Source organism: Streptomyces sp. NPDC056161 (genome assembly GCF_042268025.1).
In the GTDB taxonomy this organism is placed as follows: domain Bacteria; phylum Actinomycetota; class Actinomycetes; order Streptomycetales; family Streptomycetaceae; genus Streptomyces.
The window spans coordinates 29150-53084 of record NZ_JBHJUV010000038.1 but is presented as its reverse complement, the minus strand read 5'-3'; the positions used below and the strand labels follow the sequence as shown (position 1 = coordinate 53084).

Here is a 23935-nt window from a genome sequence, read left to right as displayed (position 1 = left end):
GAGTGGTACCGCTTCTCAGACCGCGATCGCGACCTCCGCGAGACCGCCCTGCTGGGCGACCACCGTGCGGTCGGCGGTGGCTCCGGGCACGAGGGCGCGGACGGTCCAGGTGCCCCCGGCCGCGTAGAAGCGGAACTGCCCGGTGGCGGAGGTCGGGACCTCCGCGGTGAACTCGCCGGTCGAGTCCAGGAGGCGGACGTAGCCGGTGACCGGCTCGCCGTCGCGGGTCACCTGGCCCTGGATCGTGGTCTCACCGGGCTTGATCGTCGAGGCGTCCGGGCCGCCGGCCTTCGCTCCACACATGCTGCTTCTCCAGAGGTCAGAGGTTTCTGAGGGCGGTCGGGTCGCTCACTTGCCGGAGCCGAGCTCGATCGGCACGCCGACCAGGGAGCCGTACTCGGTCCAGGAACCGTCGTAGTTCTTGACGTTCTGCACGCCCAGCAGCTCGTGCAGCACGAACCAGGTCAGCGCGGAACGCTCACCGATACGGCAGTAGGCGATGGTGTCCTTGGCCAGGTCCACGTCCTCCTCGGCGTACAGCTCCTTCAGCTCGTCGTCCGACTTGAAGGTGCCGTCGTCGTTGGCGTTCTTCGACCACGGGATGTTCTTGGCCGACGGCACGTGGCCGGGACGCTGCGACTGCTCCTGCGGCAGGTGCGCCGGGGCGAGCAGCTTGCCGGAGAACTCGTCGGGGGAACGGACGTCGACCAGGTTGTACGAGCCGATGGCCGCCACCACGTCGTCGCGGAACGCGCGGATGGACGTGTCCTGGGCCTTGGCCCGGTAGTCGGTCGCGGCGCGCTCGGGCACCTCGGAGCCGTCGACCAGCTCACGGGCGTCCAGCTCCCACTTCTTGCGGCCACCGTCGAGGAGCTTGACGCTGTCGTGGCCGTAGAGCTTGAAGTACCAGTAGGCGTACGACGCGAACCAGTTGTTGTTGCCGCCGTAGAGGATCACCAGCGTGTCGTTGGCGATGCCCTTCTTCGACAGCAGCTTCTCGAAACCGGTCTGGTCGATGAAGTCGCGCCGGACCGGGTCCTGGAGGTCCTTCGTCCAGTCGATCCGGACCGCGTTCCTGATGTGGTTCTTCTCGTACGCGGTCGTGTCCTCGTCCACCTCGACGACGACGATGTCCGCGTCGTCCAGGTGCTCCTGCAACCAGTCGGCATCGACCAGGACGTCGCTGCGGCTCATGCTGTCTCTCCTCCGGGGCAGTTACGGCGGGCGTGCGGGTACGTGCGGGTGCGTGCGGCGCGGGCTCCTCGGGGGAGCGCGCACGGGTGCCCTGAGCAGGGCGGCTGGGGAACGCGGAAGCCGGGCTTCCGATCAGAAAGGGCGACAGAGCATGGCGGCCACGCGGCACAGGTCCACTGCCCGCCGCTTCGTGAGGTCCGCCCGTCCCCGGGACTGGGGGACGCTTGTCTGGCACCGCATGGCCTCGATCGTAGGGACGGACAGCCGGGCATGTCACCGGCATGTCGCATGCTGAGACGCGATCGTCCGCCATTCGGGATCACGAGACCACCCGGACGGCCGCGTGCCGCGCACGGGACCGTGCGCGGCACGCGGACAGCTGAGGTTCGGACGCACTCGTCTCGCCTGTCGGACGGTCTCCGGCCGGATCCGCCGGTGCCGCCGTCCCGCGGCGCGTGTCCCGTCCTACCCGGCCAGCTTGACGTTCGAACCCCGCACCGTGATCTCGACGCCGTCCGGCGCCGCCTGCACCTTGTCCAGCTTGATCCCGGCGGGCAGCTGGTCGACGGCCTGCTGGAAGTCGGTGATCTGCCGGACGCTGTCCTCGGAGATGTCCACACTGCCGATCTGGGGCAGTGAGTCGGCGTGCACCTGCACCGAGTCGCCCTCGACGGTGACCGTGCTGAGCACGGTCACCGGTTCGGGCAGCTTCTTGCCGAGGACGGTGGCGTCCACCGCGACCTTGATCTTGCCGTTGCCGCCGTCCGAGAGGCCGACCACCTGGGCGGTGACGCCGGGCGCGACCTGCGCGGTGCCGGACCTGGCGGCCTTCAGCAGCTCGTCGTAGGAGATGGTCGCGGTGCCCTCGGCGGTCTTAGCGGTGGCGGAGCTGAAGGAGCTGGAGAACGCGACGTCCTTCATGTCCGCCTTCAGGTCGTCGATGCGGACCGTCTGGCCGTCGGAGCCGGTGGGCGCCCGGTAGTCCTTGATCCCGACCTCCACGTCGTCCAGCGAGCCGCCGACCAGCTGGGTGAGGAAGGGGAAGCCGTTGATGGACACGTCCGGGGTGGCGGACAGGTTCTCCGTGGTCCGGAACTTGTCGGCCGCCTCGCTCTGGGCGAAGTGGACCGCGACGCGGTCGACGATCACGAACAGCACACCGAAGATCACAACGACGATCAGAAGTATTCGCAGCGCGCGCATGCGCTCCCCCACCTAGGCGGTCACCGACGCAGTCACCGTAACCCCAGGTGGGACGGGCCCCGGATTTTTGTCGATCACCTGTGACGTAGGCGGTCGCCGGGGCCCCGCCGGTCAGCCCAGGGCCTGGCCCAGGAGCCACACCGCGGGTGCCGCGGCCGACAGCGGGAGCGCGACGCCCGCCGTGAAGTGCACGAAGCGGGACGGATAGTCGTAGCCGGCGGCCCGGTGCCCGACCAGCGCGCAGACCGCCGCCGCGAGCCCGACCAGGGCGCCCTTCGCGCCGAGCCCCGTCATCCCGCCGACCGCGATGCCGGCGCCCGTCGCGGCGAGCAGCGAGACGACCACGGAGGCCGGGGTGGCCAGCGGCAGCGCGCGGGCGAGGACCGCCACGGCGACCGCGGCGGCGCCGACCGAGACGGCGTGCGGGTCGGCGCCCAGGTAGCCGGTCGCAACGACCGAGAGGGCGGTGGCGGCGACCGTCGCCATCAGCCCGTACATCCGCTCGTCCGGATCGGCGTGCGAGCGCAGCTGCATCACCAGGGCGAGCAGCACCCACACGCCCAGCGGGCCGAGGATGGCCGCGGGCGCGTGCTCGCGGCCCGCCGCCAGCAGCGCCACGTCCGCGGTGAGCGCCCCGGCGAAGGCGAGGGCGATGCCCTGCCGGGCGGGCCACATGCCGTTCAGCCGGAACCAGCCCGCCGCGGTCACGGCCTGGAGCACGACCAGGGGGACGACCAGCGCGTACGAGCCGATCGCCGCCGCGCCCGCGAGCAGCAGGCCGAGCAGCGCGGTGAGCGCCGCGGGCTGCATGCCGGGCTCGATGATCGGGGAACGGCCCTCCAGGCGGGCCCGCTGGGCGTCGGTGACGCGGGCGTTGCCGGCGAGGGTGGCGGGGCCGTACGTGGCACCGGCCGCGGCGTCCGGGGCCGCGTCCGGCATCGGGGCCGCGGCCGGGGCCGGGGTGGGCGGCTGGGCCTGGGGTGCCGGGTGTGCGGGGGGCGCGGCGGGGGCGGGACCGACGGGGTAGCCGTGCGTCGGCAGGTAGGCGGTCTCCTCGGCGGCCGACGGGACCGGTGCGTGGACCTGCGTCTCCCAGGTCTGTCCCTGCCACTGCTGGGTCTGCTGCCCGTCGTACCCGGACCTGTCGTGCCCGGACCCGTCGTACCCGGACCCGTCGTACCCCGACTGCCCCGACTGCTGGTACCCCGACTGGTCCGGATACGACTGGTCGTACCCGGGCTGTGCGTACCCGCCGGGGGCGTACCCGGCCTGGCCGTGGCCCGGCTGACCCGGCCACGCCTGCGGCGCCTGCTGCTGGTGAGGGGCCTGGTGCTGGTGAGGGGCCTGGTGCTGGGCCTGGTGGGGGGCGTGCTGCCCGCCCTGGGGCGGTTGCTGGTGTCCGTAGGGGTCGTACCCGTCGTAGGACCCGCCGTCGTACGGCTGATTGGTCATCGCTCACCCTCCTGCGAACGGCGGGAGCACCTCGACCGTGCCGCCCTCGGCCAGCCGTACCGTCTCATGCTCGCGGGTGCCCACGGGATCACCGTCGACGAGGAACGAGCATCGCCGCAGGACGCGCGTCAGTTCGCCGGGGTGTCGCCCGCGCACCGCGCCCAGCGCCTCAGCGAGGGTCGCCGCGTCGAAGGTCTCCTCGGCGACCCCGGCCGCGGCCTTCGCGGCGGCCCAATAGCGCACCGTGACCTTTGCCATCTCGTCCTCAAGTCCGTGCGTACGCCCGTATGCCGGTACGCCGATCATCCGTACGTAGAGTCGGGACCAGGCTAGCCCGCCCGGGAGGCCGCCCAGTCCCCGATGCGGGCCAGCAGGGTGGCGCCCGCCGCGTGCTCGGCGTGGCCCATGCCCGGTTCCAGCCAGAGTTCGCCGTGGTCACCGGAGGCGGCGGCCAGCATCCGGGGGTGGTCGAGCGGGAAGTAGCCGTCCTGGTCGCCGTGCACGATCAGCAGCGGGGTCGGCGCGATCCGGGCTGCCGCCCGCACCGGGGACAGCGGGACCGGGTCCCAGTCGCGGTGGTGGATACGGGTGCGGAAGCCGTAGCGGCCGACCAGGCGGCCCGCGGGACGGGTCACCAGCCAGTGCACGCGGCGCATGGGCGCGGTGCCGCGGTAGTACCAGCGGGCCGGGGCGCTCACCGAGACCACGGCGTCGGCGCCCGGGTGCAGCGCCGCGTGCCGCAGCACCACCGAGCCGCCCATGGAGAAACCGACCGTGACGACGCGCGCGTGCCCGAAGCCGCGGGCCCACTCCACCGCGGCGGCCAGGTCCAGCACCTCCCGGTCGCCGACCGTGGACCGGCCGCCGGACGCGCCGTGGCCGCGGAAGGAGAAGGTGACGACCGCGCCGTGGCGGGCCAGGGCCGCCGCCACCCGGCGCACGTGCGGCCGGTCCGCGTCGCCGGTGAAGCCGTGTGCGACGACGAACACCAGATCACGGGAGGGTGGCGGCGAGGCGTCGTATACGACCGTCCCCGGGTTGTATACGGAATCGATCGCAATGCCGTCAGCCGTGTGCAGAAACGTCCGTATAGGGGCGTGTCTGCTCGTCTCGGAGTGCGGACGGACGGTGGATCGTGCCACATGACCTGCCGGACCCTTGCTCATGTCGGCTATTCTGCTGGGCAGAGGACTCGGGCAGCGACGCCCCCGGGTCCTTTTGTGCTTTCGGAAGCGTTGTATACGAGGCGGGAAACCGCAGGTGTACGGGGCCCCCGGGATCGCAGAGCAGTACCGTACTGCCCACGTCCTCGCAGGGACCGAGGAGGAACCAGACGTATGAGTTCTCTGCTGCTCCTGACCAACGCCCTCCAGCCGTCGGCGGAGGTGCTCCCCGCCCTCGGCCTGCTGCTGCACAACGTGCGCGTGGCCCCGGCGGAGGGACCCGCTCTCGTCGACACCCCCGGTGCCGACGTCATCCTGATCGACGGACGGCGCGACCTCCCCCAGGTCCGCAGCCTGTGCCAGCTGCTGCGCTCCACCGGGCCCGGCTGTCCGCTCGTGCTCGTCGTCACCGAGGGCGGCCTCGCCGCCGTCACCGCCGACTGGGGCATCGACGACGTCCTGCTGGACACGGCCGGCCCCGCCGAGGTCGAGGCCCGGCTCCGGCTGGCCATGGGCCGCCAGCAGCTCGCGAGCGACGACTCCCCGATGGAGATCCGCAACGGCGACCTGTCGGTCGACGAGGCGACCTACTCCGCCAAGCTCAAGGGCCGGGTCCTGGACCTGACCTTCAAGGAGTTCGAGCTGCTGAAGTACCTCGCGCAGCACCCGGGCCGCGTCTTCACCCGGGCCCAGCTGTTGCAGGAGGTCTGGGGCTACGACTACTTCGGCGGTACCCGGACCGTGGACGTGCACGTACGGCGGCTGCGCGCCAAGCTCGGCCCGGAGCACGAGTCGCTGATCGGAACCGTCCGGAACGTCGGTTATCGATTCGTTACCCCCGAGAAGGGTGACCGCGCCCCGGAGGAGGCCAAGGCCAAGGCGGCCCGGCCAAAGCCGGAGGATGCGGACGCATCGACCGTCCTCGACGGGATCGAGGTCCGGGCCGAGGCATAGCCGCGGCACCGGCGGGGCATTGCTTCCGCACAGGGAAGCCCGATAGTCCCTGCCCAGAGCGGATCTCTCCGCGTAGACTCCGCGCGTGGCCAAGGTGACTCGGGACGACGTGGCGCGACTGGCGGGGACATCGACCGCCGTGGTCAGCTATGTCATCAACAACGGACCCCGGCCGGTCGCCCCGGCAACGCGCGAACGTGTCCTCGCGGCGATCAAGGAGCTGGGCTACCGTCCCGACCGGGTCGCCCAGGCCATGGCCTCACGCCGCACCGACCTGATAGGTCTGATCGTGCCGGACGCGCGCCAGCCCTTCTTCGGGGAGATGGCCCACGCGGTCGAGCAGGCCGCCTCCGAGCGCGGAAAGATGGTCCTCGTCGGCAACTCCGACTACGTCGGCGAGCGCGAGGTCCACTACCTGCGGGCCTTCCTCGGGATGCGGGTCTCGGGGCTGATCCTCGTCTCCCACGCGCTCAACGACCTCGCCGCCGCCGAGATCGACGCCTGGGACGCCCGGGTGGTGCTGCTGCACGAGCGGCCCGAGGCGATCGACGACGTCGCCGTCGTCTGCGACGACCTGGGCGGCGCCCAGCTCGCGGTGCGCCACCTGCTGGAGCACGGCTACGAGTACGTCGCCTGCATGGGCGGCACCGCCGACACCCCCGCCGTCGGCGACCCGGTCTCCGACCACGTCGAAGGCTGGCGGCGTGCGCTGGACGAGGCCGGCATCCCGACCGAGGGCCGCCTCTTCGAGGCGCCGTACAACCGCTACGACGCCTACCGGATCGCGCTGGACCTCCTCTCCGGGCCGAACCGGCCGCCCGCGATCTTCTGCTCCACCGACGACCAGGCGATCGGCGTGCTGCGGGCCGCGCGCGAGCTGCGCCTGGACGTGCCGGGCGAGCTGGCGGTGGCCGGTTTCGACGACATCAAGGAAGCGGCGCTGGCCGACCCGCCGTTGACCACGGTCGCCTCGGACCGGTCGGCGATGGCGCGGGCCGCCGTGGACCTGGTCCTCGACGACGGCCTGCGGGTGGCGGGCTCGCGCCGGGAGCGGTTGAAGACCTTCCCGTCCCGGCTGGTGCTGCGCCGCTCCTGCGGCTGCGCGTGAACTTTTTCAGGCGTCTCTGAGAGATTTCTGAGCGGGCGCCGCTGAGCTGCGAGAACCGTCTTTATATCGGGCAAACGAGGTTCTGCCGGGCTTCTCAGGGAGCACTCAGGAAGCTCTCATGGTCGCGGGACAAGCTCTAGACATGACCGAGAGCCTCCGCCGCAGCGGCGCGTACGAGAACCCCCAGGGTGACACCTATCAGGGCACGTACCCCCAGCAGCAGCCCGCCGCCTCCACGCCCCCTTCCTCCGCGGTGGACCCGGAGTGGCCGCCCCCGCCGGCCTACCGGCCCGCCGAGCCGGTCTCCGTCGAGCCGGGCACCACCGTGTGGCCGGGCGGGCAGGCCACCGCGCCGACCGCCGCGTTCGGCACCGAGACCGGTCAGGGTGGTGACGGCGGGCACGGTGGCGGAACCGCTCTCCTCCCGGCCGCCGCGGACGGCGACGGGTCCGCCGCGCAGCCCCCGCACACCGCGCACAGGAAGCGCGCCCGCGGCCCCATCGGGCTGCTGGCCGCCGTGGCGATCGTCGCCGCGGCCGTGGGCGGTGGCACGGCCTACGCCTTCCAGGAGCTGACCGGCAAGAACACCGCCACGACCAGCAGCGCCACCACCAACGTGGTGCCGTCCAGCAAGCGGGGCGACGTCGCCGCCATCGCCGCCGCGGTCAGCCCGAGCGTGGTCGAGGTGAACGCGACGCTCCCGGGCGGCTCGTCCACCGGCTCCGGCGTGGTGATCACCTCGGGCGGCGAGATCGTCACCAACAACCACGTCATCGCCGGTGCCTCGTCGGTCAAGGTGCGGACCAGCGACGGCAAGGAGTACACGGCCGACGTCGTCGGCACCGACAGCTCCAAGGACCTCGCCCTGATCAAGCTCCAGGGCGCGTCCGGGCTGAAGCCCGCCTCCCTCGGCAACTCCTCCGCGGTCCAGGTCGGCGACACGGTGGTGGCGATCGGCTCCCCCGAGGGCCTGACCGGCACCGTCACCAGCGGCATCGTCTCCGCCCTGAACCGTGACGTCACCGTCTCCACCGACGAGAACCAGGGGCAGGGCCAGGGACAGGGCCAGGGCCAGGGACGGGGCGGCGGCGGGTGGCCCTTCCAGTTCGGCGGCCAGCAGTTCAACGGCGACACGGGCTCCTCGACCACCACGTACAAGGCCCTCCAGACCGACGCGTCCCTCAACCCGGGCAACTCCGGCGGCGCGCTCATCGACGCCAGCGGCAACGTCATCGGCATCAACTCCGCGATGTACTCGGCCGCCGACGCCACGTCCACGGACGCGGGCAGCGTCGGCCTCGGCTTCGCGATCCCCATCGACACCGTCAAGTCCGACCTGTCCACCCTGCGGGCCGGCGGCAACTCCGGCGGCAACTGAGGACGCCGAGACCGGCCGAGGACAAGCACGACGCCGAAGACAGGCACGACGAAGAAGACAGACACGACGACGAAGACAGACACGACGACAGGGCGCACAGCACACGTCACACACAGCACTGGCAAGAGAGCACCAGGAGTTAGGGAGCACGCCATGATCAGGACGATCGAGCAGGTCTCGCACCCGACGACGGACTTCGGCCCGGCCCGCACCGCCCTGGCCCTTGAGGTCGCGTACGAACTCCACGCGCCCCGGCCGCCCGCCCGGCCCACCGAGGTCGCCACCCCCGAGCTGATGGGGCTGCGGCTGCCCGCCGCCCGCCCGCACCGCCACAAGGTTCCGCTGAAGCGGCTCTCCGCGGTGCACGGCTGACCCCGCCCCGGCACGGTCACCCGTGCTTACCCGCCGGACCGGAAACGTGCGAGGCTGAAGGACAGCCAGCCACGCCCCACAGCACCCCGAGGAACCCGACGATGAGCTCCGCCGATGGCGACCGTGACCCGCAGCGCATCCTGATCGTCGACGACGAGCCCGCCGTACGAGAAGCGCTCCAGCGCAGCCTGGCGTTCGAGGGATACGACACCGAGGTCGCGGTCGACGGCGCGGACGCCTTGCAGAAGGCGACCGCGTACCGGCCCGACCTGGTCGTCCTGGACATCCAGATGCCCCGCATGGACGGCCTCACGGCCGCCCGCCGCATCCGCGGCGCCGGCGACACCACACCGATACTGATGCTGACCGCCCGCGACACCGTCGGCGACCGGGTCACCGGCCTCGACGCCGGCGCCGACGACTACCTGGTCAAGCCGTTCGAACTGGACGAGCTGTTCGCCCGGATCCGCGCGCTGCTGCGGCGCAGCTCGTACGCGGCGGCGGTGGTCGGCACCGGGGCGGACGACGAGGCCCTCACCTTCGGCGACCTGCGCATGGACCTGGCGACCCGCGAGGTCACGCGCGGCGCCCGGCAGGTGGAGCTGACCCGTACCGAGTTCACGCTGCTGGAGATGTTCATGGCCCATCCGCGCCAGGTACTCACCAGGGAGCAGATCCTGAAGGCGGTGTGGGGCTTCGACTTCGAGCCGTCGTCGAACTCGCTGGACGTGTACGTCATGTACCTGCGCCGCAAGACCGAGGCGGGCGGCGAACCGCGGCTCGTGCACACCGTCCGCGGCGTGGGATACGTGCTGCGCCAGGGCGGGGCCGAGTGAAACGGCTGCTGAACCGGTTCCGGGCGCTGCCGATCCGCTCGCAGCTCTCGCTGCTGGTGGCGGCGGCGGTGGCGTTCGGGGTCGCGGCCGTCTCGGTGACCTGCTGGTTCATCGTGCAGGGCAAACTGTACGAGCAGACCGACAACGATCTGAAGCAGGCCGTGGCGGCGATGGTCCTCGGCCGTCCCCCGCACCCCAACGACATCCGGAACACGCTCAGCAACTGCGTGGGGACACCGCAGACCACCGTCAGCGGCTACCGCAACACCTACTCCCAGCTGGTCACCGCCGACGGAACCGTCTGCCTCTTCGAGAGCTCGAAGGGCCAGATCAAGGTCACCACCGCCGACGAGGACGTGATCAAGAACGCGTCCAGCGGCCGCGGCCTCTTCCACAACGGCACGGACGTGGACGGGAAGCGGGTGCGGGTGCTGACCATGCCCGTGACCATCGCCCCGACCAACACGTACGCGGGCCTCATGGCGGCCGTCCCCCTGGACGGCACCGAGACCACCCTCAAGGACCTGGCGCTCGTCCTGCTGCTCGTCTCGGGGATAGGGGTCGTCGGGGCCGGCGCCGCGGGTCTCGCGGTGGCGCGGGCCGGGCTGCGCCCGGTCGACAAGCTCACCGAGGTGGTGGAACACGTCGCCAGGACCGAGGACCTGAGCATCCGGATCCCGGTGGCGAAGGACAGCACCGACGAGATCGCGCGGCTGTCCCGGTCGTTCAACTCGATGACGTCCGCGCTGGCCAGCTCGCGCGAGTTGCAGCAGCAGCTGATCGCGGACGCGGGGCACGAACTCAGGACGCCGCTCACCTCGCTGCGCACGAACGTGGAACTGCTCAGCCGCAGCGAGGAGACCGGCCGGCCGCTCCCGCCGGCGGACCGCAAGGCGCTGATGGCGTCCGTGACGGCGCAGATGTCCGAACTGGCGTCGCTGATCGGCGACCTCCAGGAGCTGTCCCGCTCGGAGGGCCAGCGCGGTGAACGCGTCCAGGTGATCGCGTTCCACGACACCGTGGCCACGGCGCTGCGCCGCGCCCGGCTGCGCGGTCCCGAGCTGACGATCACGGCCGACCTGGCGCCGTGGTACGTACGCGCCGAGCCGTCCGCGCTGGAGCGGGCGATCGTCAACGTCCTCGACAACGCGGTGAAGTTCAGTCCGGACGGCGGTGCGATCGACGTGGCGCTGGACCGGGGCGTGCTCACCGTCCGGGACCACGGTCCGGGCATCCCCGCCGAGGAACTGCCGCACGTCTTCGACCGTTTCTGGCGTTCGCCGAGCGCGCGGGCCCTGCCGGGTTCCGGCCTCGGCCTGTCGATCGTGGCCCGCACGGTCCAGCAGGTGGGGGGCGAGGTGTCCCTCACCCCGGCGGAGGGCGGCGGCACGGTGGCCACCTTCCGCCTGCCCGGCACCCCGACGCCACCGCCGGACGGCACATGAGCCGCGGGCAGGCTGCTGAGGTCCAGGGGCCATGGGCGGTTCAGGGGCCATGGGCGGTTCAGAGGCTACGGCGGTTCAGGGGCTACGGCAGTTCAAGGGCTACGGACGGTTCAGCGTCTCCGGGCGGTCCGGGATCTCCCGGCGGTCCAGGGTTTCCGGCAGCGGCGCGGCCAGCCGGGCGTAGGCGCCGCCGCGGGCGATCAGTTCGGTGTGGGTGCCCTCCTCCACCAGCCGGCCGTGGTCCATGACCAGGATGCGGTCGGCGTCCGGGGCCAGGGTCAGGTCGTGGGTGATCATGATCGTGGTCCGTCCGGACATCAGCCGGCGCAACGGCTGGACCACCTGCCGGGCCGCCACCGCGTCCAGCCCCGCCGTCGGCTCGTCGAGGACGAGGACCGGGGCGGCGCGCAGCATCGCGCGGGCGATGGCCAGGCGCCGCACCTGACCGCCGGAGAGGGCGGTGGTGCCGGGCGCGATGCGGGTGTCGTAGCCGTCGGGGAGCGCGCTGACGAACGCGTGCGCCGCCGCGTCCCGGGCCGCCCGCTCGATCTCCGCGTCGCTCGCGCCGGGCCGGCCGCACCCGATGTTCTCGCGGACGGTGCCGCGCAGGACCAGCGTCCGCTGCGGCAGCAGGGCGATGTTCTCGCGCAGGAAGTCGAGGGGTACGTCGGTGAGCGGGACGCCGTCCAGACGGATCACGCCTGCCGTGGGGTCGTAGAAGCGGGCGAGCAGTGCGGTGAGGGTCGACTTGCCGGCGCCGCTCGCACCGGTGATCACCACGAGCCGGCCGGGGCCCGCCTCGAACGTCACGTCGCGCAGGGCGGCCCTGGACGCCTCCGGGTAGCGGAAGCTGACGCCGTGGAAGCCGACCCGGCCGCGCACCGGCCAGGCGGGGACCGGCCGGGCCGGGTCGGTGACGGCGGGCTCGGCGTCCAGGATCTCCCCGATGCGTTCGGCGCCCGCGGTGGCCGCGGCGACCGTGAGGCCGAGCCCGCCGAGGCTGCGCACCGGCGGGTAGAGGTAGCCGAGGAAGGCGGCGAAGGCCAGCAGTTGGCCCAGGGTCATGCGGCCGGCGGAGATCTCCCACACGCCGAGGCCGATCACAGTGAGCACGCACAGCGTCTCGACGACCTCGACGAACTGTTCGTACAGCTCGCTCAGCCGCGCCCCGCGCACACTGGCCCGCAGCCAGGCGCGGGCCTCGGTGTCGAGCCGTTCCTCCTCGTCGCGGCGGCGGTTGTACGCCTGGGTGAGGACGATGTTGGTCAGCGACTCGGTGACGACCGAGGTGATCGCGCCGTCGGCGACCCGCTCGTCCTGCGACGCCTTCTTGATGCGGCCGGCGAAGCGGCGCGCGGCGAGCAGGAAGAGGGGCGCGAGCACGAAGGTGACCAGGGCCAGGTCCCAGCGCAGCCAGAACGCGGCGGCGGCGTAGAAGACGGCGGAGAAGACCGCGGAGACGGCGCCGACCGTACCGGAGACGACGAGTTGTTCGATGGCCTCGACGTCGCCGGTGAGCCGTTCGACCAGGTCGCCCTGGCGGTGCCGCTGGAAGAAGTCCGGGGACAGCTGCTGGAGGTGCCGGAAGGCGTGGGCGCGCAGCCGCCGTACGAACCGTTCTGCGGTCCAGGTGGCGAGGGAGTTGCCGAGGTAGCCGACGAGCGCGCCGAGCGCGGCGACGCCCAGCCAGGCGCCGGCCGGGCCCCAGAAGGCGGCGAGCGAACCGGCTTGCAGGGCGTGGTCGGTGAGGTCGGCGAACAGCAGGATCGAGGCGGTCTCGGCGAGCGTGGACACCACCACGCACGCCAGGATCACCCCCAGCCATCCGCGGTCGCCGCGGGTCAGCGGCCAGAACCGGCAAAAGGCCGCGCGGGCTTGTCTCATGGTCGGCTCCGAGGTGGTGCGGGACGCGGGTGCGGACACGGCCGAGGCGGGGCCGCCGGTGCGAGGGTGCTCGACCGGTGGCCCCGCCTCGTGGCGGGCCTCAGTCCCGGTGCCCGACCGGGCGGCGCCGGGACTCGGGGCGCCTGCGCTCCGTCGTCCTGCGGGTGGGCTTGCAGTCTTTCTTGACGGGAGTGACCTTGTGGAAGCTCATTGCGCCGTTCCTCTTGTCTGTGCTCTTGTCTGTGACGTTGCCTGTACTGCCTGCACTACCTGTGCTGCCTGTGGAATTCCCTGTGATTTACTCAGGTGAATTCTCGATCAGTGCTGGCCACCGACCGGGCGGCGCTTCGGAGTCGCCTTCTTCGCCACCTTCTTCTTCGCCGCCGGAACGGACTTGTGCGCCTTCTTGACCGGGGCGACCTTGCGGATGCTCATGTTCCCTCCTCGTTCGGACTGCCGTTCGCGTCATTCGCTTTCGACACGAAAAACACTACTGCGGTCCGATCCGGAAGAACGCAATCCTCGGTGAGACCTCAGTTAATTGAGCCTTGACAAATTTTCAGGTGCAACGAGGAATAACGCGATGCCTCACACAGGTTTTACAGACTTCACCCAGGTTTTATGGACGGGACTTATGGAAAAGCAGAGGCCCGGTACGTACCGGAGTACGCACCGGGCCCTGAAACGGAAGCAGCCGACCGTCCGTCCGGCCGGCTGCTCACCGCTTACCGCTTATGGCTCAAGGCTCACCGCACGATGGTGATCCGGTCCGCCGCGGGGGGCGTGATCGGGCTGCCCGCCGACGAGTTGGCCGTCAGATAGCCGGCCAGGGCGGTCAGGTCGTCGTCGCCCACCAGGTCGCCGGTCCCCTGGCCCAGCGTGGTGAAGCCGTCGCCGCCGCCCGCGAGGAAGCTGTTGGTCGCGACCCGGTAGGTGGCGGCCGGGTCGATCGCGGCGCCGTTCAGCCGGATCGAGTCGGTCACCACCCGGTCCGCGCCCGACTTCGTCAGATCGAGCGTGTACGTCAGTCCGGCCGACGGCTGGAGGATCTTCGGCGCCGCCTCGTTCGCACCGCTCACCTGCTCCTTCAGCACCTGGATCAGCTGGGCGCCGGTGAAGTCCTGGAGGTTCACGGTGTTGGCGAACGGCTGGACGGTGAAGCCCTCGGCGTAGGTGACCACGCCGTCGCCCTCGGTGCCCGACGCCGCGTACGTCAGCCCGGCCCGCACGCCGCCCGGGTTCATCAGCGCGAGCGAGGTCTTCGGGTCCAGCTCACGGCCGTAGGCGAGTTGCGCGTCGGCGATCAGGTCGCCCATCGGGGACTCGGTGCCGGTGGAGGCCACGTCGCCGGAGATGTAGCCGATCGCGCGGTTGCCGATGGGTGCGGCCAGCGTGTTCCACTCGGAGATCAGCCGCGTCATGTCGGGCGCCTTGGGCACCGTGCGGGTGACCACGCGGTTCGCCGACTTCACCGCCGTACGGGCGATGTCGCCGGTCCGGCGGTCGTAGGTCAGCGTGGTGTCCGTGAACAGGCGGCCGTAGGAGGCGGCCGAGGTGACCATCCGCGGGTTGCCCGCCGGGTCGGGGATCGTGCAGACGTAGGCGTTGTGGGTGTGGCCGGTCACCAGCGCGTCGACCGCGGGGGTGACGTTCTTCGCGATGTCGACGATCGGACCGGAGACACCGGCGCCGGCGCCCGGGGCGTCGCAGTCGTAGTTGTAGTTCGACGAGGCCGGGAAGCCGCCCTCGTGGACCAGGGCCACGATCGACTGGACGCCCTGGCGCTGGAGTTCCTTCGCGTACTTGTTGATCGTCTCGACCTCGTCCTTGAACGCGAGGCCCTTGACGCCCTCCGCGGAGACGATGCCCGGAGTGTTCTCCAGGGTGACCCCGATGAAGCCGATCTTGACGTCCTTCTTCTTCCAGACCCAGTACGGCTTGAGGATCGGCTTGCCCGTCTTCTCGTTCAGCACGTTGGCCGCGAGGTAGGGGAAGTCGGCGCCCTGGAACTTCTCGCCGCCGTAGCAGCCGTCCGTCGGGTGGCAGCCGCCGTTCTGGAGCCGGGCCAGTTCCGCGGGGCCCTCGTCGAACTCGTGGTTGCCCACCGAGGTCACGTCCAGGTCCAGGCCGTTGAGCGCCTCGATGGTCGGCTCGTCGTGGAACAGGCCGGAGATCAGCGGGGAGGCGCCGACCATGTCGCCGCCGGCCGCGGTGACGGAGTACGGGTGGCCCGCGCGGGCCTGGCGCAGATGGGTGGCCAGGTACTCGACGCCGCCCGCGTCGACCGTCTTCGTGGTGCCGTCCGGCTGCTGCTCGGTGACCCGGCCGGAGGAACCGGACGGCGGCTCCAGGTTGCCGTGCAGGTCGTTGAAGGAGAGGAGTTGGACGTCCTGGTAGCGGCTCGGGCCGCCGTGACCGCCGGGGCGGCCGTGGTCGCCCTGCGCCTGGGCGGGCAGCGCGGCGGCCAGCGCCACGGCGGTGGCGAGACCGGCGGCGGTCGCGAAGACGGCCTGCGTACGGCGTCTGCCGCGGCGGTGCGGATGGGATGCGGTCGGCATGTGCCCCCCTGTGGTTCGACTGTGACGAGCGTGTCCGGTGCGCCGCAGCCTAGGGTCAACGCGCGTAGCGCGGTAGGGGGCTCATGGTTACATCCTGGTTTACCTTTGCCTCCTTCTTTACGTTCGGCCGTGTCACCCCTTACGTCACCGCTTACCCGTGACCGCCCGGTATTTCCGGTGGCCGCCCCTTACCGTCGCCCCTCGCCGTTACCGCTTACCCGTGGCCGCCCGGTATTTCCGGTGACCGCCCCTTACCCTCTTACGCATGACCAGCGACGGTGCCACACCGGCCTTCCCCTCCCGCTCCATCGAGACCTATTCCGCGCTCTCCCCGGACCAGGCCGAGGCCGTCCTGGACCTGCTCGCGGCTGCCGCCCGGATCGACGGGCAGCAGGCGGTGTCCGAGCAGGGCCGGCTGCACCTGCGCGGCGGAGCACGCGCGGGCGTCTCCCATCTGCTGCTGACCCTCGACGGCGAACTCGTCGGCTACGCCCAGTTGGAGGACACCGACCCGGTGGAGGCGCCCGCCGCCGAACTGGTGGTGCACCCCTCGCACCGGGGCCACGGGCACGGCCGGGCGCTCGGCTCGGCGCTGCTCGCCGGGTCCGGGAAGCGGCTGCGGGTGTGGGCGCACGGCGGGCACGCCGCCGCCCGGCACCTCGCGCAGGTGCTGGGGCTCAGCCTGTTCCGCGAACTGCGCCAGATGCGACGGCCGCTGACCGGGCTTCACCTGCCCGAGGCTCCGCTGCCGGAAGGCGTGACGGTACGTACGTTCGTACCGGGGCAGGACGACGCGGCCTGGCTCGCGGTGAACGCGGCGGCCTTCGCGCACCACCCGGAACAGGGCTCGCTGACCCAGCGCGACCTCGACGCCCGCCTGGCCGAGCCCTGGTTCGACCCGGCCGGCTTCTTCCTCGCCGAGCGGGCCGGGAAACTGGCCGGCTTCCACTGGACCAAGGTGCACGCGGAGGAGCAACTGGGCGAGGTGTACGTCCTCGGGGTGGCACCCGGCGCCCAGGGCGGCGGCCTCGGCAGGGCCCTGACGGCCATCGGCCTGCGCCACCTGGCCGCGCAGGGCCTGCCCACGGCGATGCTGTACGTCGACGCCGACAACACGGCCGCGGTGGCGGTCTACGAACGGCTCGGATTCACGACGTACGAGACCGACCTGATGTACCGCTCGGAGACGTGAGCGTCCATGACGGCCCGGACGGCTCCGGGCCGTCGACCCCATATCGGCTGCACGTCAGCCGCCGCTGCTGCCTCCTCTTGCACGTCGTCCCTGCGGCCTTGCCTGACCGGTGAGTCTCCTCGCGGAGCTCCGATGCAGCCCTGGTGCATCGGAGTCCCTCAATGGCGCAGACATGGCCGCAACTGGATCGAAGTTCGCCAAGCTGTCGTTGGCGGGACCGGCAAAAGGATTGGTGGGCGGGCTCTGGGGCGGCTGGTACTGGCCCTGGCCCTGGTCCTGGCCCTGGTTCGGTGAGGGGGACCGGGCGACCGGGTATGCCTGAGACTGGGCCGCGTCGGGCTGGGTCGGCTGGAGCGGGAAGTCGACCGCCGAAAGTGCCTGGGCCCGCTCGTAGGCCACCCGTGTCATGTCGTCCACCACCGGGGCCGGGTCTGCCGAGTACGGCTGAGGCCGGGCCACCTGCTGGGCGTAATATGCGGCCTGTTGCGGACTGAATGTCAGGCCCCCCGTATACCCCTGGGCCTGAGGCTGTTGGTGGCCCCCCGGGTATCCCTGTGAGTAACTCCCCGCATACCCCTGGGACTGAGGCTGTTGGTAGCCCCCCGTATACCCCTGGGCCTGATAACCCTGATAGCTCTGCGGGTACGCCGAAGGCTGAGCCGGGGCCGACGGTTGTTGCCATGTCCCGTCAGCCACAGCCGCTACCTGGGCCGCATCCATGGTCTCGTAGTCCCACCGGTTGGGGTCTTCCGCTTCAGGCGTCCCCCTGCCGTATTGCCGGTCCAACTCCTCCTGAGCGGCCTGGTCGACTGCGGCCGCCATGGCGTCCGAGGGCCGCTCCCAGGTAGCGGCCTCCTCGTGGTAGGCAGGCAGCGTCGGCTCCGGCCCTGCCGGCCGCGCCTGTTCCGGATCCGGCTGCCCCGTCCGCTCCAGATACCGTCTGGCCTCCTGGGCCATGAATTCTCTCGCGCGCGCTTCGTCGACCGGGCCCCTGCCCAGCGGAGTTCGTCCTGCTGGCGCCTCCCGATTCCATTGGCGCCGATACTCTTCCCCATAAGAATTGTTCGAGGGAAAGTTCGGCCGGTCCTCATCTGCCATGCGTGCCACCTTCCGTAATCGATTTGGTCGCCACCAAGACCAGCAACGGTCACCGGAGCTGTCCTCCACCGGCCCGCTGTTGCCCGTGTACTCCGCTCACCCGATCCGGTCAGGCCGGGCACTTCCCCAACGGACGGGGCCCGGACAGGGTTCAAATTCGGACACTCGGGAAGCCTCTTCCGACTGCGGCCGATGCACCCCGAAATCACCATCGCCTGGGCCGACTCCGGCTCTGCCGGAAAGCTCGTGAACCGGGCAAGGACACGCCTCGGACGGACGCTCAAGACCGTCAGCCGACCGCCGAACACCCCGGCTTCGTCCTGCCTCGCGGCTGGGCCGTCGAGCGATCCCTGACCTGGATCACGCATGCCCGAAGACACACGCGTCCGGGCATCACCCCCCGCCCGTGAGGCGGTCCAGCCACTCGCCGAGCAGGTGCCGCTCCGCGCCGCTGAGCACCGTCTGCTCGGGGAGCGCGGCGCGCAACGCCCGTGCGGCGCCGGCCGGTCCCGCGTCCTGCACGGCCGGCTCCTGGTTGGTGACGGCCGCCACCATGGACTCCCGCAGCATGGTCAGCAGGTCCGGATCGCGCCGGTCCGCGGGGAACGACAGCCAGGTGAGCACCGCGCCGCGGGCCGTGGCGTGGATCAGCATGGCCGCCAGGTGCTCGTCGACCCGCAGCCAGCCAGCGGCGGCCAGCCGGCGGACACGGCCCATGAGGATCTCCATACCGGCCTTGAAGGCGGCCGACGTGGCCCGATTGGGCTCGCTGTACATCAGCACGAACAGCGCGGGGTTGGCCAGGCCGAACCCGACCGCCAGGTCCCAGCCCGCCCGTAGGTCCTCGATGGGGTCCTGCGGGTCGGGGTCGACGTGCTTGCTCGCGACGAACCGGGCGAAGCCGTACTCGGCCACCGCTTCGAGAAGCCCCTCCTTGTCGCCGAACAGCCGGTAGATGGCCGGGGGTTGCAGGCCCGCCGCGACCGCGACCGCGCGGGTGGTGACCGCGTCGCGGCCCTCGCGCTCCAGCAGGTCGGCGGCGGCCTCGATCACGCGCAGGCGGGTCTGCGCGCGGGCCGTGGACGCGGAGTCGGAGTCGGAGTTGGAGTCGGAGTCGGAGTCGGGCTCGGAGGGGAAGCCGGGCTCGGACCCGGACCCGGCTGCGGACCCGGACCCGGCTGCGGACCCGGCCGCGGGCGCGGATCCAGCCGCGGGTCCGGTGGCCGCGGAGTGGTCTCCGGCGCGTGATCGTGAGGGCATATATCAACGATACACGGCTGCTGGTTCCATCGATATTATCAGTGTTACCGTCATGGCGATTCCGCTGGAATCACGACACCCGAACCAGACCCCTGGAGCAGCACGTGATCATCGTGACCGGAGCCACCGGGCAGCTCGGACGCCAGATCGTCGAGAGCCTGCTGACCCGCGTACCCGCCGACCGGATCGGCGTCAGCGTCCGCGATCCGCTCAAGGCCCGGCCGCTGGCCGACCGGGGCGTGCGGGTGCGGCAGGGCAGCTTCACCGACCCGGCCGGCCTCGCCCACGCCTTCGAGGGCGCCACCCAGGTCCTCGTCGTGTCCGTCGACAAGATGGGCGACGAGTGCGTACGGCAGCACCGGGCGGCCATCGACGCGGCCGTCACCGCCGGCGCCCGCCGCATCCTCTACACCAGCCAGATGGGCGCGAGCGCCACCTCGCACTTCCAGGCATGCCGCGACCACGCCGCCACCGAGGAGGCACTGCGCGCGTGCGGCGTTCCGTTCACCTCCCTGCGCAACGGCTTCTACGCGAGCAGCGCGGTGCACTTCCTCGCACCCGCCCTCACGTCCGGGAAGATCGCGCTCCCCGCGGACGGACCGGTCAGCTGGACCGCGCACGCCGATCTCGCCGAGGCGGCAGCCGCCGTCCTGGCCGACGAGGGCCGCTTCGAGGGCCCCACGCCACCGCTCACCGGGGCCGAGGCCCTCGGCTTCGACGACATCGCCTGCCTCGCCACCGAGGTCACGGGCCGCATCTTCACCAGGACCACCACATCCGACGACCGGTACCTGGCGGAGCTGACGGGTCAGGGGGTTCCCCACGACACGGCCGACCGATTGCTGGGCATCTTCGCCGCCGCACGGGCCGGCGAGTTCGCCACCGTGGATCCGACCCTGGCCGACCTGCTCGGCCGCGCACCGCGCTCCCTGGACGAGGCACTGCGCACCCGACTCGCCACCGACCGAGCCCCTCTCGCCTGACTGACCCGCTCGCCTGACTGGCCCGCTCGCTTCACTGACCCTGTCGCTTCACCCGCTCGCTTGACTTCGGCGGGCCGCTTACACCACCCTTTCACTACTCAATTAGTGAAAGGGTGGTGGTCGTGGTCGACTACCGCATCGACCGGCACAGCGGCGTGGCCACCTATGTGCAGATCGTCCAGCAGACCAAGCAGGCCATCCGGCTGGGCCTGCTGCGGCCCGGCGACCAGTTGCCCACGGCCCGTGAGGTCGTCGAGGCCACCGCCATCAACCCCAACACGGTCCTCAAGGCGTACCGCGAGCTGGAACGCGAAGGACTCGTCGAGGCGCGCCGCGGGCTCGGCACCTTCGTCCGGCGCACGCTGGGCTCCGCCCCGGCCGAGTCCCCCCTGCGCACCGAGCTGGAGGCGTGGGCGGGGCGGGCCCGGGAGGCCGGTCTCGACCGCGACGACGTCGCCGCACTCTTCACCGCCGTACTCGAAGACCACTTCGGACAGCACGGCGACCACTTCGGGCAGCACGGCGCGGAAGACGGGCAGCGCACCGGAGACCGGGCCGCCGGGCTGCCCGCCGAGCAGGGCACCGCGGACCACACCGCACGGCACACGGCACGGCACACCGGAGACCACACCGAGCGGCACACCGAAGACCCGGCCGACCGGCCCGCCGCCCCGCACGGCGAAAGCCCCGGACGCACGGGCACCGAGCAGCACTTCCAGGGAGCACCGTCATGACGACCCACACCACAGCGGCCATAGAGGCGGTCGCGCTGGGCAAGCGCTTCGGCCGGCGAGGGGGATGGGCGCTGCGTGGCTGCGCGTTCCGGCTGCCTCCCGGGCGGGTCTGCGCCGTCGTCGGACCCAACGGCGCGGGCAAGTCCACCCTGCTGTCCCTTACCGCCGGACTGCTCGCCCCGACCGAGGGCGCCCTCACCGTCCTCGGCACCGACCCGGCGCGCGCCCGGCCCCGGGTCGGCCACGTCGCCCAGAACAAGCCGCTGTACCCGCAGTTGACGATCGCCGAGACGCTGCGCATGGGCGCCGACCTCAATCCCGGCTACTGGGACGCGGCGACCGCCGAGCGGATCGTGGCCGCGGGCGACCTCGACCCGGGCGCCCGGGTACGGTCCCTGTCCGGCGGGCAGCACACCCGGGTCGCCCTCGCCCTGGCCCTCGGCAAACAGCCCGAACTGCTGCTCCTCGACGAGCCGATGGCCGACCTCGACCCGCTGGCCCGGCACGAGCTGATGGGCACGCTGATGGGGCACTCCGCACAGCACGGCACCACCATCGTGATGTCCTCGCACGTGATCGCCGAACTGGAGGACTCCTGCGACCACCTGCTCCTGGTCGGCGACGGCCGGATCCGGCTGGCCGGTGGGATCGACGAACTGCTGGCCGCGCACACCCGGGTGAGCGCGCCCGAATCCGCCGAACTGGGCGCCCACACCGTCGTGGAGTCCCGGATCGCGGGCCGCCAGCTCACGGCGCTGATCCGCCCGGCCGGACCGCTGCCCGCCGACTGGCGCACCGGCGCTCCGAGGCTGGAGGAACTGCTCCTCGCCCACCTGCGCAACCCCGACGCCCCCGCCCTCACCACCGACCAGGAGATGCAGGTGGCCCAGGAGACCGAGGAGACCGCCGCGTGACCGTCCTCACCGCCCCGCCCGGCAGCGCGCGCGTCCCCGCCGCCCCCCGGCTGACCCGCTGGCTGCTGCGCCTGCACCGCCCCGCGCTCGTCGTCTGGACGGTGCTGGTGCTCCTCTGCTCAGCCCTGCTGGTCTGGCTCGCCGGGCCGCTCACCGACGCGGCGGCGGAGGGCTGGCGGCAGTACAACGCCTGCGCGATGTCCGCGCGGTGCTCCTACGACCAGGACTCGATCCTCCATTACAAGGACGCCTACACCTACCTCACGGTGGCCGCGGGCGGGCTGCCGTTCCTGGTGGCCGCCTGGGCCGGGGGCGCGCTCACCGGGCGCGAGCTGGAGTCCGGCACCGCGCAGCTCGCCTGGGCCCAGAACGTCACCACCACCCGGTGGCTGACCCTGCGCCTGGCCGTGCCGGCCGCCGTGGTCACCGTCGGCGCGAGCCTGTTGTTCCTCCTCCACCGCCGGGCGTGGACGGCAGGACACGGCCGCATCGACACCGCCAAGTCGTGGTACGACCTGTGGACGTTCGAGACCAACGGCCTCCTGACCGTGGCCCTGGCCCTGGCCGGCCTCGCCGCCGGCGTCCTCGCGGGCGTGGTCGTGCGCCGCGCCCTGCCCGCGCTGACGCTCGGCCTCGGGCTGACCGCCGGGGTGTGGGTCCTGGCGCGGCTGCTGATGCCGCACCTGTGGCCGGCGGTCACCCAGGTGACCACCCCCGGACAGGGGTACGGACAGCACTCCGGGATCCAGGTCGGCCAGGGCCTGGTCACCGCGAGCGGCGGACACATCCCCCAGCCCGAGTGCTACGCGGCCCTGCCCGACGGCTGCGGCCAGGCGTTCGAGAAGCTCGGCGCGGTCGGCTACTACACCGAGTACCACCCGCTCTCGCACTACTGGCCGCTCCAGTTGACCACCAGCGCGCTCGTGCTGGCCGTGGCCGGTCTGTTCGTGGCCGCCGCGTTCTGGCTGCTGCGCCGCCGCACCGCGACCCCGCACCGCCGCACCGCGACCCCACGGGCCGCCGAACGGGCCACGGCGTGAACAGCATGAACGGCGTCACGAACGGCGTGAACGGTGCCAACAGCGTCAACGGCCTGAGCGGGACAAGCGGCGTGCACGGTACGGGCGATGCGCGCGGGACAGACGATGCGCGCGGGACGGGCGGCATGCGCTGGACGGGCGGCCTCGCCCTGGGCCGGCTGCCCCGCACCGTACTGCGTCTGCACCGCCGCGCCCTGCTCGTCTGGGCCGCCTTCGTCGTCGCGGTCACCGGCTCGCTGGTCTGGCTGACCGAGGTCACCGCGGACGCCACACGCAGGGCCGACCTGGTCTGCCGCGCCACGGGCAGGTGCGGCGACTCCTTCCTCGCGCTCTCCTACGACGACGCGAACCGGCTGATCGGCACGGCCCTCGGGCACGGCTTCCTGGCGGTCGCCGCGTTCGCGGGCGCCGCGCTGACCGGCCGGGAGCTGGAGTCGGGCACCGCGCAGCTCGCCTGGATGCAGGGCTTCTCCCCCCTCCGCTGGCTGACCGCCAAGCTCACCGTGCCCGCGCTCGCGCTCACCGCGGGCGGCACGGTCCTCGTCCTGGTGTACCGCTGGAGCTGGGCCGCCGACCGCGATCTGCTCGGCCACGACTGGACCTCCGCCGACGTGTTCACCGCTCGCGGCCCGCTCCTGGTGGCCTACGCGCTGTGCGCCCTCGCCGTCGGCGCGCTCGCCGGACTGCTGCTGCGCCGCGCGCTGGCCGCCCTCGGCACCGCCGTCGCGATGCTGTGGCTGCTCAGCCTCGTGCTCTCCGGGGTCAGGTCACAGCTGTGGCCGGCCGTCACGCGCCACGCGCACGGCCGGGTCCACGGCCCTGCGCACTCCTGGTACCTGCGCTCGGGCCACGACGCCCACGGCTCCTTCGCCGTCTACCACCCCGAGTCGCACTTCTGGCCCCTGCACCTCGTGGAGACCGGCATCGTGCTGGCCGTGGCCGCGGTCGCGACCACGGCCGCCTACGCGGTACTGCGCCGCCGCACCGCCTGAGCGGCGCGGCCCACCGACGGGCCCGTACGCCCGCCCGCTGTGGCGGAGCGTACGGGCCCATCACCTGCACGGCGCACCACCCACCACCCGCACCCGCCGATACGCACCACCCGACACCCGCACCCACACCCGCCGCCACCCGACACCCGCACCCGCACCCGCACCCGCCGCCACC

21 protein-coding genes and 2 pseudogenes are annotated in these 23935 nt (G+C 71.9%); 13 read left to right on the top strand and 10 right to left on the bottom strand.

The window, feature by feature from the left end; genetic code table 11:
• Positions 1-15 precede the first annotated feature (15 nt).
• The 7 genes from ACFC09_RS30285 to ACFC09_RS30255 all read right to left on the bottom strand — a co-directional run bounded on the left by ACFC09_RS30285 (position 16) and on the right by ACFC09_RS30255 (position 5015).
• Positions 16-303, bottom strand: a complete 288-nt coding sequence (locus ACFC09_RS30285; protein WP_376533525.1) for a DUF1416 domain-containing protein — start codon at positions 301-303, stop codon at positions 16-18.
• Between the two features lie 45 nt (positions 304-348).
• The gene (locus ACFC09_RS30280) at positions 349-1194 is read right to left on the bottom strand and encodes a sulfurtransferase (protein WP_376533524.1); all 846 of its coding nucleotides are present in this window, start codon (positions 1192-1194) and stop codon (positions 349-351) included.
• A gap of 132 nt (positions 1195-1326) precedes the next feature.
• Entirely contained in the window at positions 1327-1434 is a 108-nt protein-coding gene (locus ACFC09_RS30275) for a putative leader peptide (RefSeq protein ID WP_376533523.1), read from the bottom strand.
• A gap of 225 nt (positions 1435-1659) precedes the next feature.
• Complete coding sequence (locus ACFC09_RS30270) at positions 1660-2397, bottom strand: DUF2993 domain-containing protein (protein ID WP_376533522.1); 738 nt, start codon at positions 2395-2397, stop codon at positions 1660-1662.
• A 111-nt stretch (positions 2398-2508) separates the two neighbouring features.
• On the bottom strand, positions 2509-3849 hold the full coding sequence (locus ACFC09_RS30265; protein ID WP_376533521.1) for a hypothetical protein: 1341 nt from the start codon (positions 3847-3849) through the stop codon (positions 2509-2511).
• Positions 3850-3852: 3 nt separating this feature from the next.
• Positions 3853-4107: a MoaD/ThiS family protein gene (locus ACFC09_RS30260; protein WP_376533520.1), complete on the bottom strand. Its 255-nt coding sequence runs from the start codon at positions 4105-4107 to the stop codon at positions 3853-3855.
• A 71-nt stretch (positions 4108-4178) separates the two neighbouring features.
• On the bottom strand, positions 4179-5015 hold the full coding sequence (locus ACFC09_RS30255; protein WP_376533519.1) for an alpha/beta hydrolase: 837 nt from the start codon (positions 5013-5015) through the stop codon (positions 4179-4181).
• 171 nt (positions 5016-5186) lie between these two features.
• On the opposite strand from ACFC09_RS30255, the gene ACFC09_RS30250 reads away from it, so the two are divergent.
• The 6 genes from ACFC09_RS30250 (at position 5187) to ACFC09_RS30225 (ending at position 11105) form a co-directional block, all read left to right on the top strand.
• Positions 5187-5966, top strand: a complete 780-nt coding sequence (locus ACFC09_RS30250) for a winged-helix domain-containing protein (protein WP_376533518.1) — start codon at positions 5187-5189, stop codon at positions 5964-5966.
• An 85-nt stretch (positions 5967-6051) separates the two neighbouring features.
• Positions 6052-7074 carry a LacI family DNA-binding transcriptional regulator gene (locus tag ACFC09_RS30245; protein ID WP_376533517.1) on the top strand — a complete coding sequence of 341 codons (1023 nt, stop codon included), beginning with the start codon at positions 6052-6054 and terminating at the stop codon, positions 7072-7074.
• 142 nt (positions 7075-7216) lie between these two features.
• Entirely contained in the window at positions 7217-8452 is a 1236-nt protein-coding gene (locus ACFC09_RS30240; RefSeq protein WP_376533516.1) for a S1C family serine protease, read from the top strand.
• 153 nt (positions 8453-8605) lie between these two features.
• Positions 8606-8824, top strand: a complete 219-nt coding sequence (locus ACFC09_RS30235; RefSeq protein WP_376533515.1) for a hypothetical protein — start codon at positions 8606-8608, stop codon at positions 8822-8824.
• Between the two features lie 101 nt (positions 8825-8925).
• Positions 8926-9660 (top strand): response regulator transcription factor, encoded by a 735-nt coding sequence (locus tag ACFC09_RS30230; protein WP_376533514.1) that lies wholly within the window; start codon positions 8926-8928, stop codon positions 9658-9660.
• Positions 9657-11105: a sensor histidine kinase gene (locus tag ACFC09_RS30225; RefSeq protein ID WP_376533513.1), complete on the top strand. Its 1449-nt coding sequence runs from the start codon at positions 9657-9659 to the stop codon at positions 11103-11105. The genes ACFC09_RS30230 and ACFC09_RS30225 overlap by 4 nt, the downstream gene beginning before the upstream one ends.
• 99 nt (positions 11106-11204) lie before the next feature.
• Here the strand turns inward: ACFC09_RS30225 and ACFC09_RS30220 are convergent, their stop codons facing one another.
• Together ACFC09_RS30220 and ACFC09_RS30215 are read right to left on the bottom strand one after the other, a co-directional pair.
• Positions 11205-12989 carry an ABC transporter ATP-binding protein gene (locus ACFC09_RS30220; RefSeq protein WP_376533512.1) on the bottom strand — a complete coding sequence of 595 codons (1785 nt, stop codon included), beginning with the start codon at positions 12987-12989 and terminating at the stop codon, positions 11205-11207.
• 746 nt (positions 12990-13735) lie between these two features.
• Positions 13736-15547, bottom strand: coding sequence for a bifunctional metallophosphatase/5'-nucleotidase (locus tag ACFC09_RS30215; protein ID WP_376533511.1), 1812 nt, complete (start codon positions 15545-15547; stop codon positions 13736-13738).
• A gap of 265 nt (positions 15548-15812) precedes the next feature.
• On the opposite strand from ACFC09_RS30215, the gene mshD reads away from it, so the two are divergent.
• Both mshD and ACFC09_RS30205 read left to right on the top strand, forming a co-directional pair.
• Positions 15813-16739 carry a mycothiol synthase gene (mshD, locus tag ACFC09_RS30210; RefSeq protein ID WP_376533510.1) on the top strand — a complete coding sequence of 309 codons (927 nt, stop codon included), beginning with the start codon at positions 15813-15815 and terminating at the stop codon, positions 16737-16739.
• A gap of 1272 nt (positions 16740-18011) precedes the next feature.
• Positions 18012-18223 (top strand): annotated as a pseudogene (locus ACFC09_RS30205) (IS5/IS1182 family transposase); the annotation flags it as partial.
• Positions 18224-18230: 7 nt separating this feature from the next.
• On the opposite strand, the gene ACFC09_RS30200 reads toward ACFC09_RS30205, so the two are convergent.
• Positions 18231-19097 carry a TetR/AcrR family transcriptional regulator gene (locus ACFC09_RS30200; protein WP_376533509.1) on the bottom strand — a complete coding sequence of 289 codons (867 nt, stop codon included), beginning with the start codon at positions 19095-19097 and terminating at the stop codon, positions 18231-18233.
• Between the two features lie 104 nt (positions 19098-19201).
• On the opposite strand from ACFC09_RS30200, the gene ACFC09_RS30195 reads away from it, so the two are divergent.
• The 5 genes and pseudogenes from ACFC09_RS30195 to ACFC09_RS30175 all read left to right on the top strand — a co-directional run bounded on the left by ACFC09_RS30195 (position 19202) and on the right by ACFC09_RS30175 (position 23760).
• The gene (locus ACFC09_RS30195) at positions 19202-20080 is read left to right on the top strand and encodes an SDR family oxidoreductase (protein WP_376533508.1); all 879 of its coding nucleotides are present in this window, start codon (positions 19202-19204) and stop codon (positions 20078-20080) included.
• Positions 20081-20202: 122 nt separating this feature from the next.
• Positions 20203-20571 (top strand): annotated as a pseudogene (locus tag ACFC09_RS30190) (GntR family transcriptional regulator); the annotation flags it as partial.
• A 239-nt stretch (positions 20572-20810) separates the two neighbouring features.
• Positions 20811-21728 carry an ABC transporter ATP-binding protein gene (locus ACFC09_RS30185; RefSeq protein WP_376533507.1) on the top strand — a complete coding sequence of 306 codons (918 nt, stop codon included), beginning with the start codon at positions 20811-20813 and terminating at the stop codon, positions 21726-21728.
• Complete coding sequence (locus ACFC09_RS30180; RefSeq protein ID WP_376533506.1) at positions 21725-22768, top strand: ABC transporter permease; 1044 nt, start codon at positions 21725-21727, stop codon at positions 22766-22768. Before ACFC09_RS30185 ends, ACFC09_RS30180 begins: the two co-directional genes overlap by 4 nt.
• 5 nt (positions 22769-22773) lie before the next feature.
• The gene (locus tag ACFC09_RS30175; RefSeq protein ID WP_376533505.1) at positions 22774-23760 is read left to right on the top strand and encodes a hypothetical protein; all 987 of its coding nucleotides are present in this window, start codon (positions 22774-22776) and stop codon (positions 23758-23760) included.
• Positions 23761-23935 lie beyond the last annotated feature (175 nt).

What these genes read in the sequence shown, in the direction of transcription:
- ACFC09_RS30220 (WP_376533512.1), bottom strand. Translation starts at nt 12,989, where the DNA reads ATGAGACAAGCCCGCGCGGCCTTTTGCCGGTTCTGGCCGCTGACCCGC.
- mshD (WP_376533510.1), top strand. Translation starts at nt 15,813, where the DNA reads ATGACCAGCGACGGTGCCACACCGGCCTTCCCCTCCCGCTCCATCGAG.
- ACFC09_RS30200 (WP_376533509.1), bottom strand. Translation starts at nt 19,097, where the DNA reads ATGCCCTCACGATCACGCGCCGGAGACCACTCCGCGGCCACCGGACCC.
- ACFC09_RS30175 (WP_376533505.1), top strand. Translation starts at nt 22,774, where the DNA reads ATGAACGGCGTCACGAACGGCGTGAACGGTGCCAACAGCGTCAACGGC.
- ACFC09_RS30215 (WP_376533511.1), bottom strand. Translation starts at nt 15,547, where the DNA reads ATGCCGACCGCATCCCATCCGCACCGCCGCGGCAGACGCCGTACGCAG.
- ACFC09_RS30235 (WP_376533515.1), top strand. Translation starts at nt 8,606, where the DNA reads ATGATCAGGACGATCGAGCAGGTCTCGCACCCGACGACGGACTTCGGC.
- ACFC09_RS30285 (WP_376533525.1), bottom strand. Translation starts at nt 303, where the DNA reads ATGTGTGGAGCGAAGGCCGGCGGCCCGGACGCCTCGACGATCAAGCCC.
- ACFC09_RS30250 (WP_376533518.1), top strand. Translation starts at nt 5,187, where the DNA reads ATGAGTTCTCTGCTGCTCCTGACCAACGCCCTCCAGCCGTCGGCGGAG.
- ACFC09_RS30230 (WP_376533514.1), top strand. Translation starts at nt 8,926, where the DNA reads ATGAGCTCCGCCGATGGCGACCGTGACCCGCAGCGCATCCTGATCGTC.
- ACFC09_RS30185 (WP_376533507.1), top strand. Translation starts at nt 20,811, where the DNA reads ATGACGACCCACACCACAGCGGCCATAGAGGCGGTCGCGCTGGGCAAG.
- ACFC09_RS30275 (WP_376533523.1), bottom strand. Translation starts at nt 1,434, where the DNA reads ATGCGGTGCCAGACAAGCGTCCCCCAGTCCCGGGGACGGGCGGACCTC.
- ACFC09_RS30240 (WP_376533516.1), top strand. Translation starts at nt 7,217, where the DNA reads ATGACCGAGAGCCTCCGCCGCAGCGGCGCGTACGAGAACCCCCAGGGT.
- ACFC09_RS30270 (WP_376533522.1), bottom strand. Translation starts at nt 2,397, where the DNA reads ATGCGCGCGCTGCGAATACTTCTGATCGTCGTTGTGATCTTCGGTGTG.
- ACFC09_RS30260 (WP_376533520.1), bottom strand. Translation starts at nt 4,107, where the DNA reads ATGGCAAAGGTCACGGTGCGCTATTGGGCCGCCGCGAAGGCCGCGGCC.
- ACFC09_RS30265 (WP_376533521.1), bottom strand. Translation starts at nt 3,849, where the DNA reads ATGACCAATCAGCCGTACGACGGCGGGTCCTACGACGGGTACGACCCC.
- ACFC09_RS30280 (WP_376533524.1), bottom strand. Translation starts at nt 1,194, where the DNA reads ATGAGCCGCAGCGACGTCCTGGTCGATGCCGACTGGTTGCAGGAGCAC.
- ACFC09_RS30255 (WP_376533519.1), bottom strand. Translation starts at nt 5,015, where the DNA reads ATGAGCAAGGGTCCGGCAGGTCATGTGGCACGATCCACCGTCCGTCCG.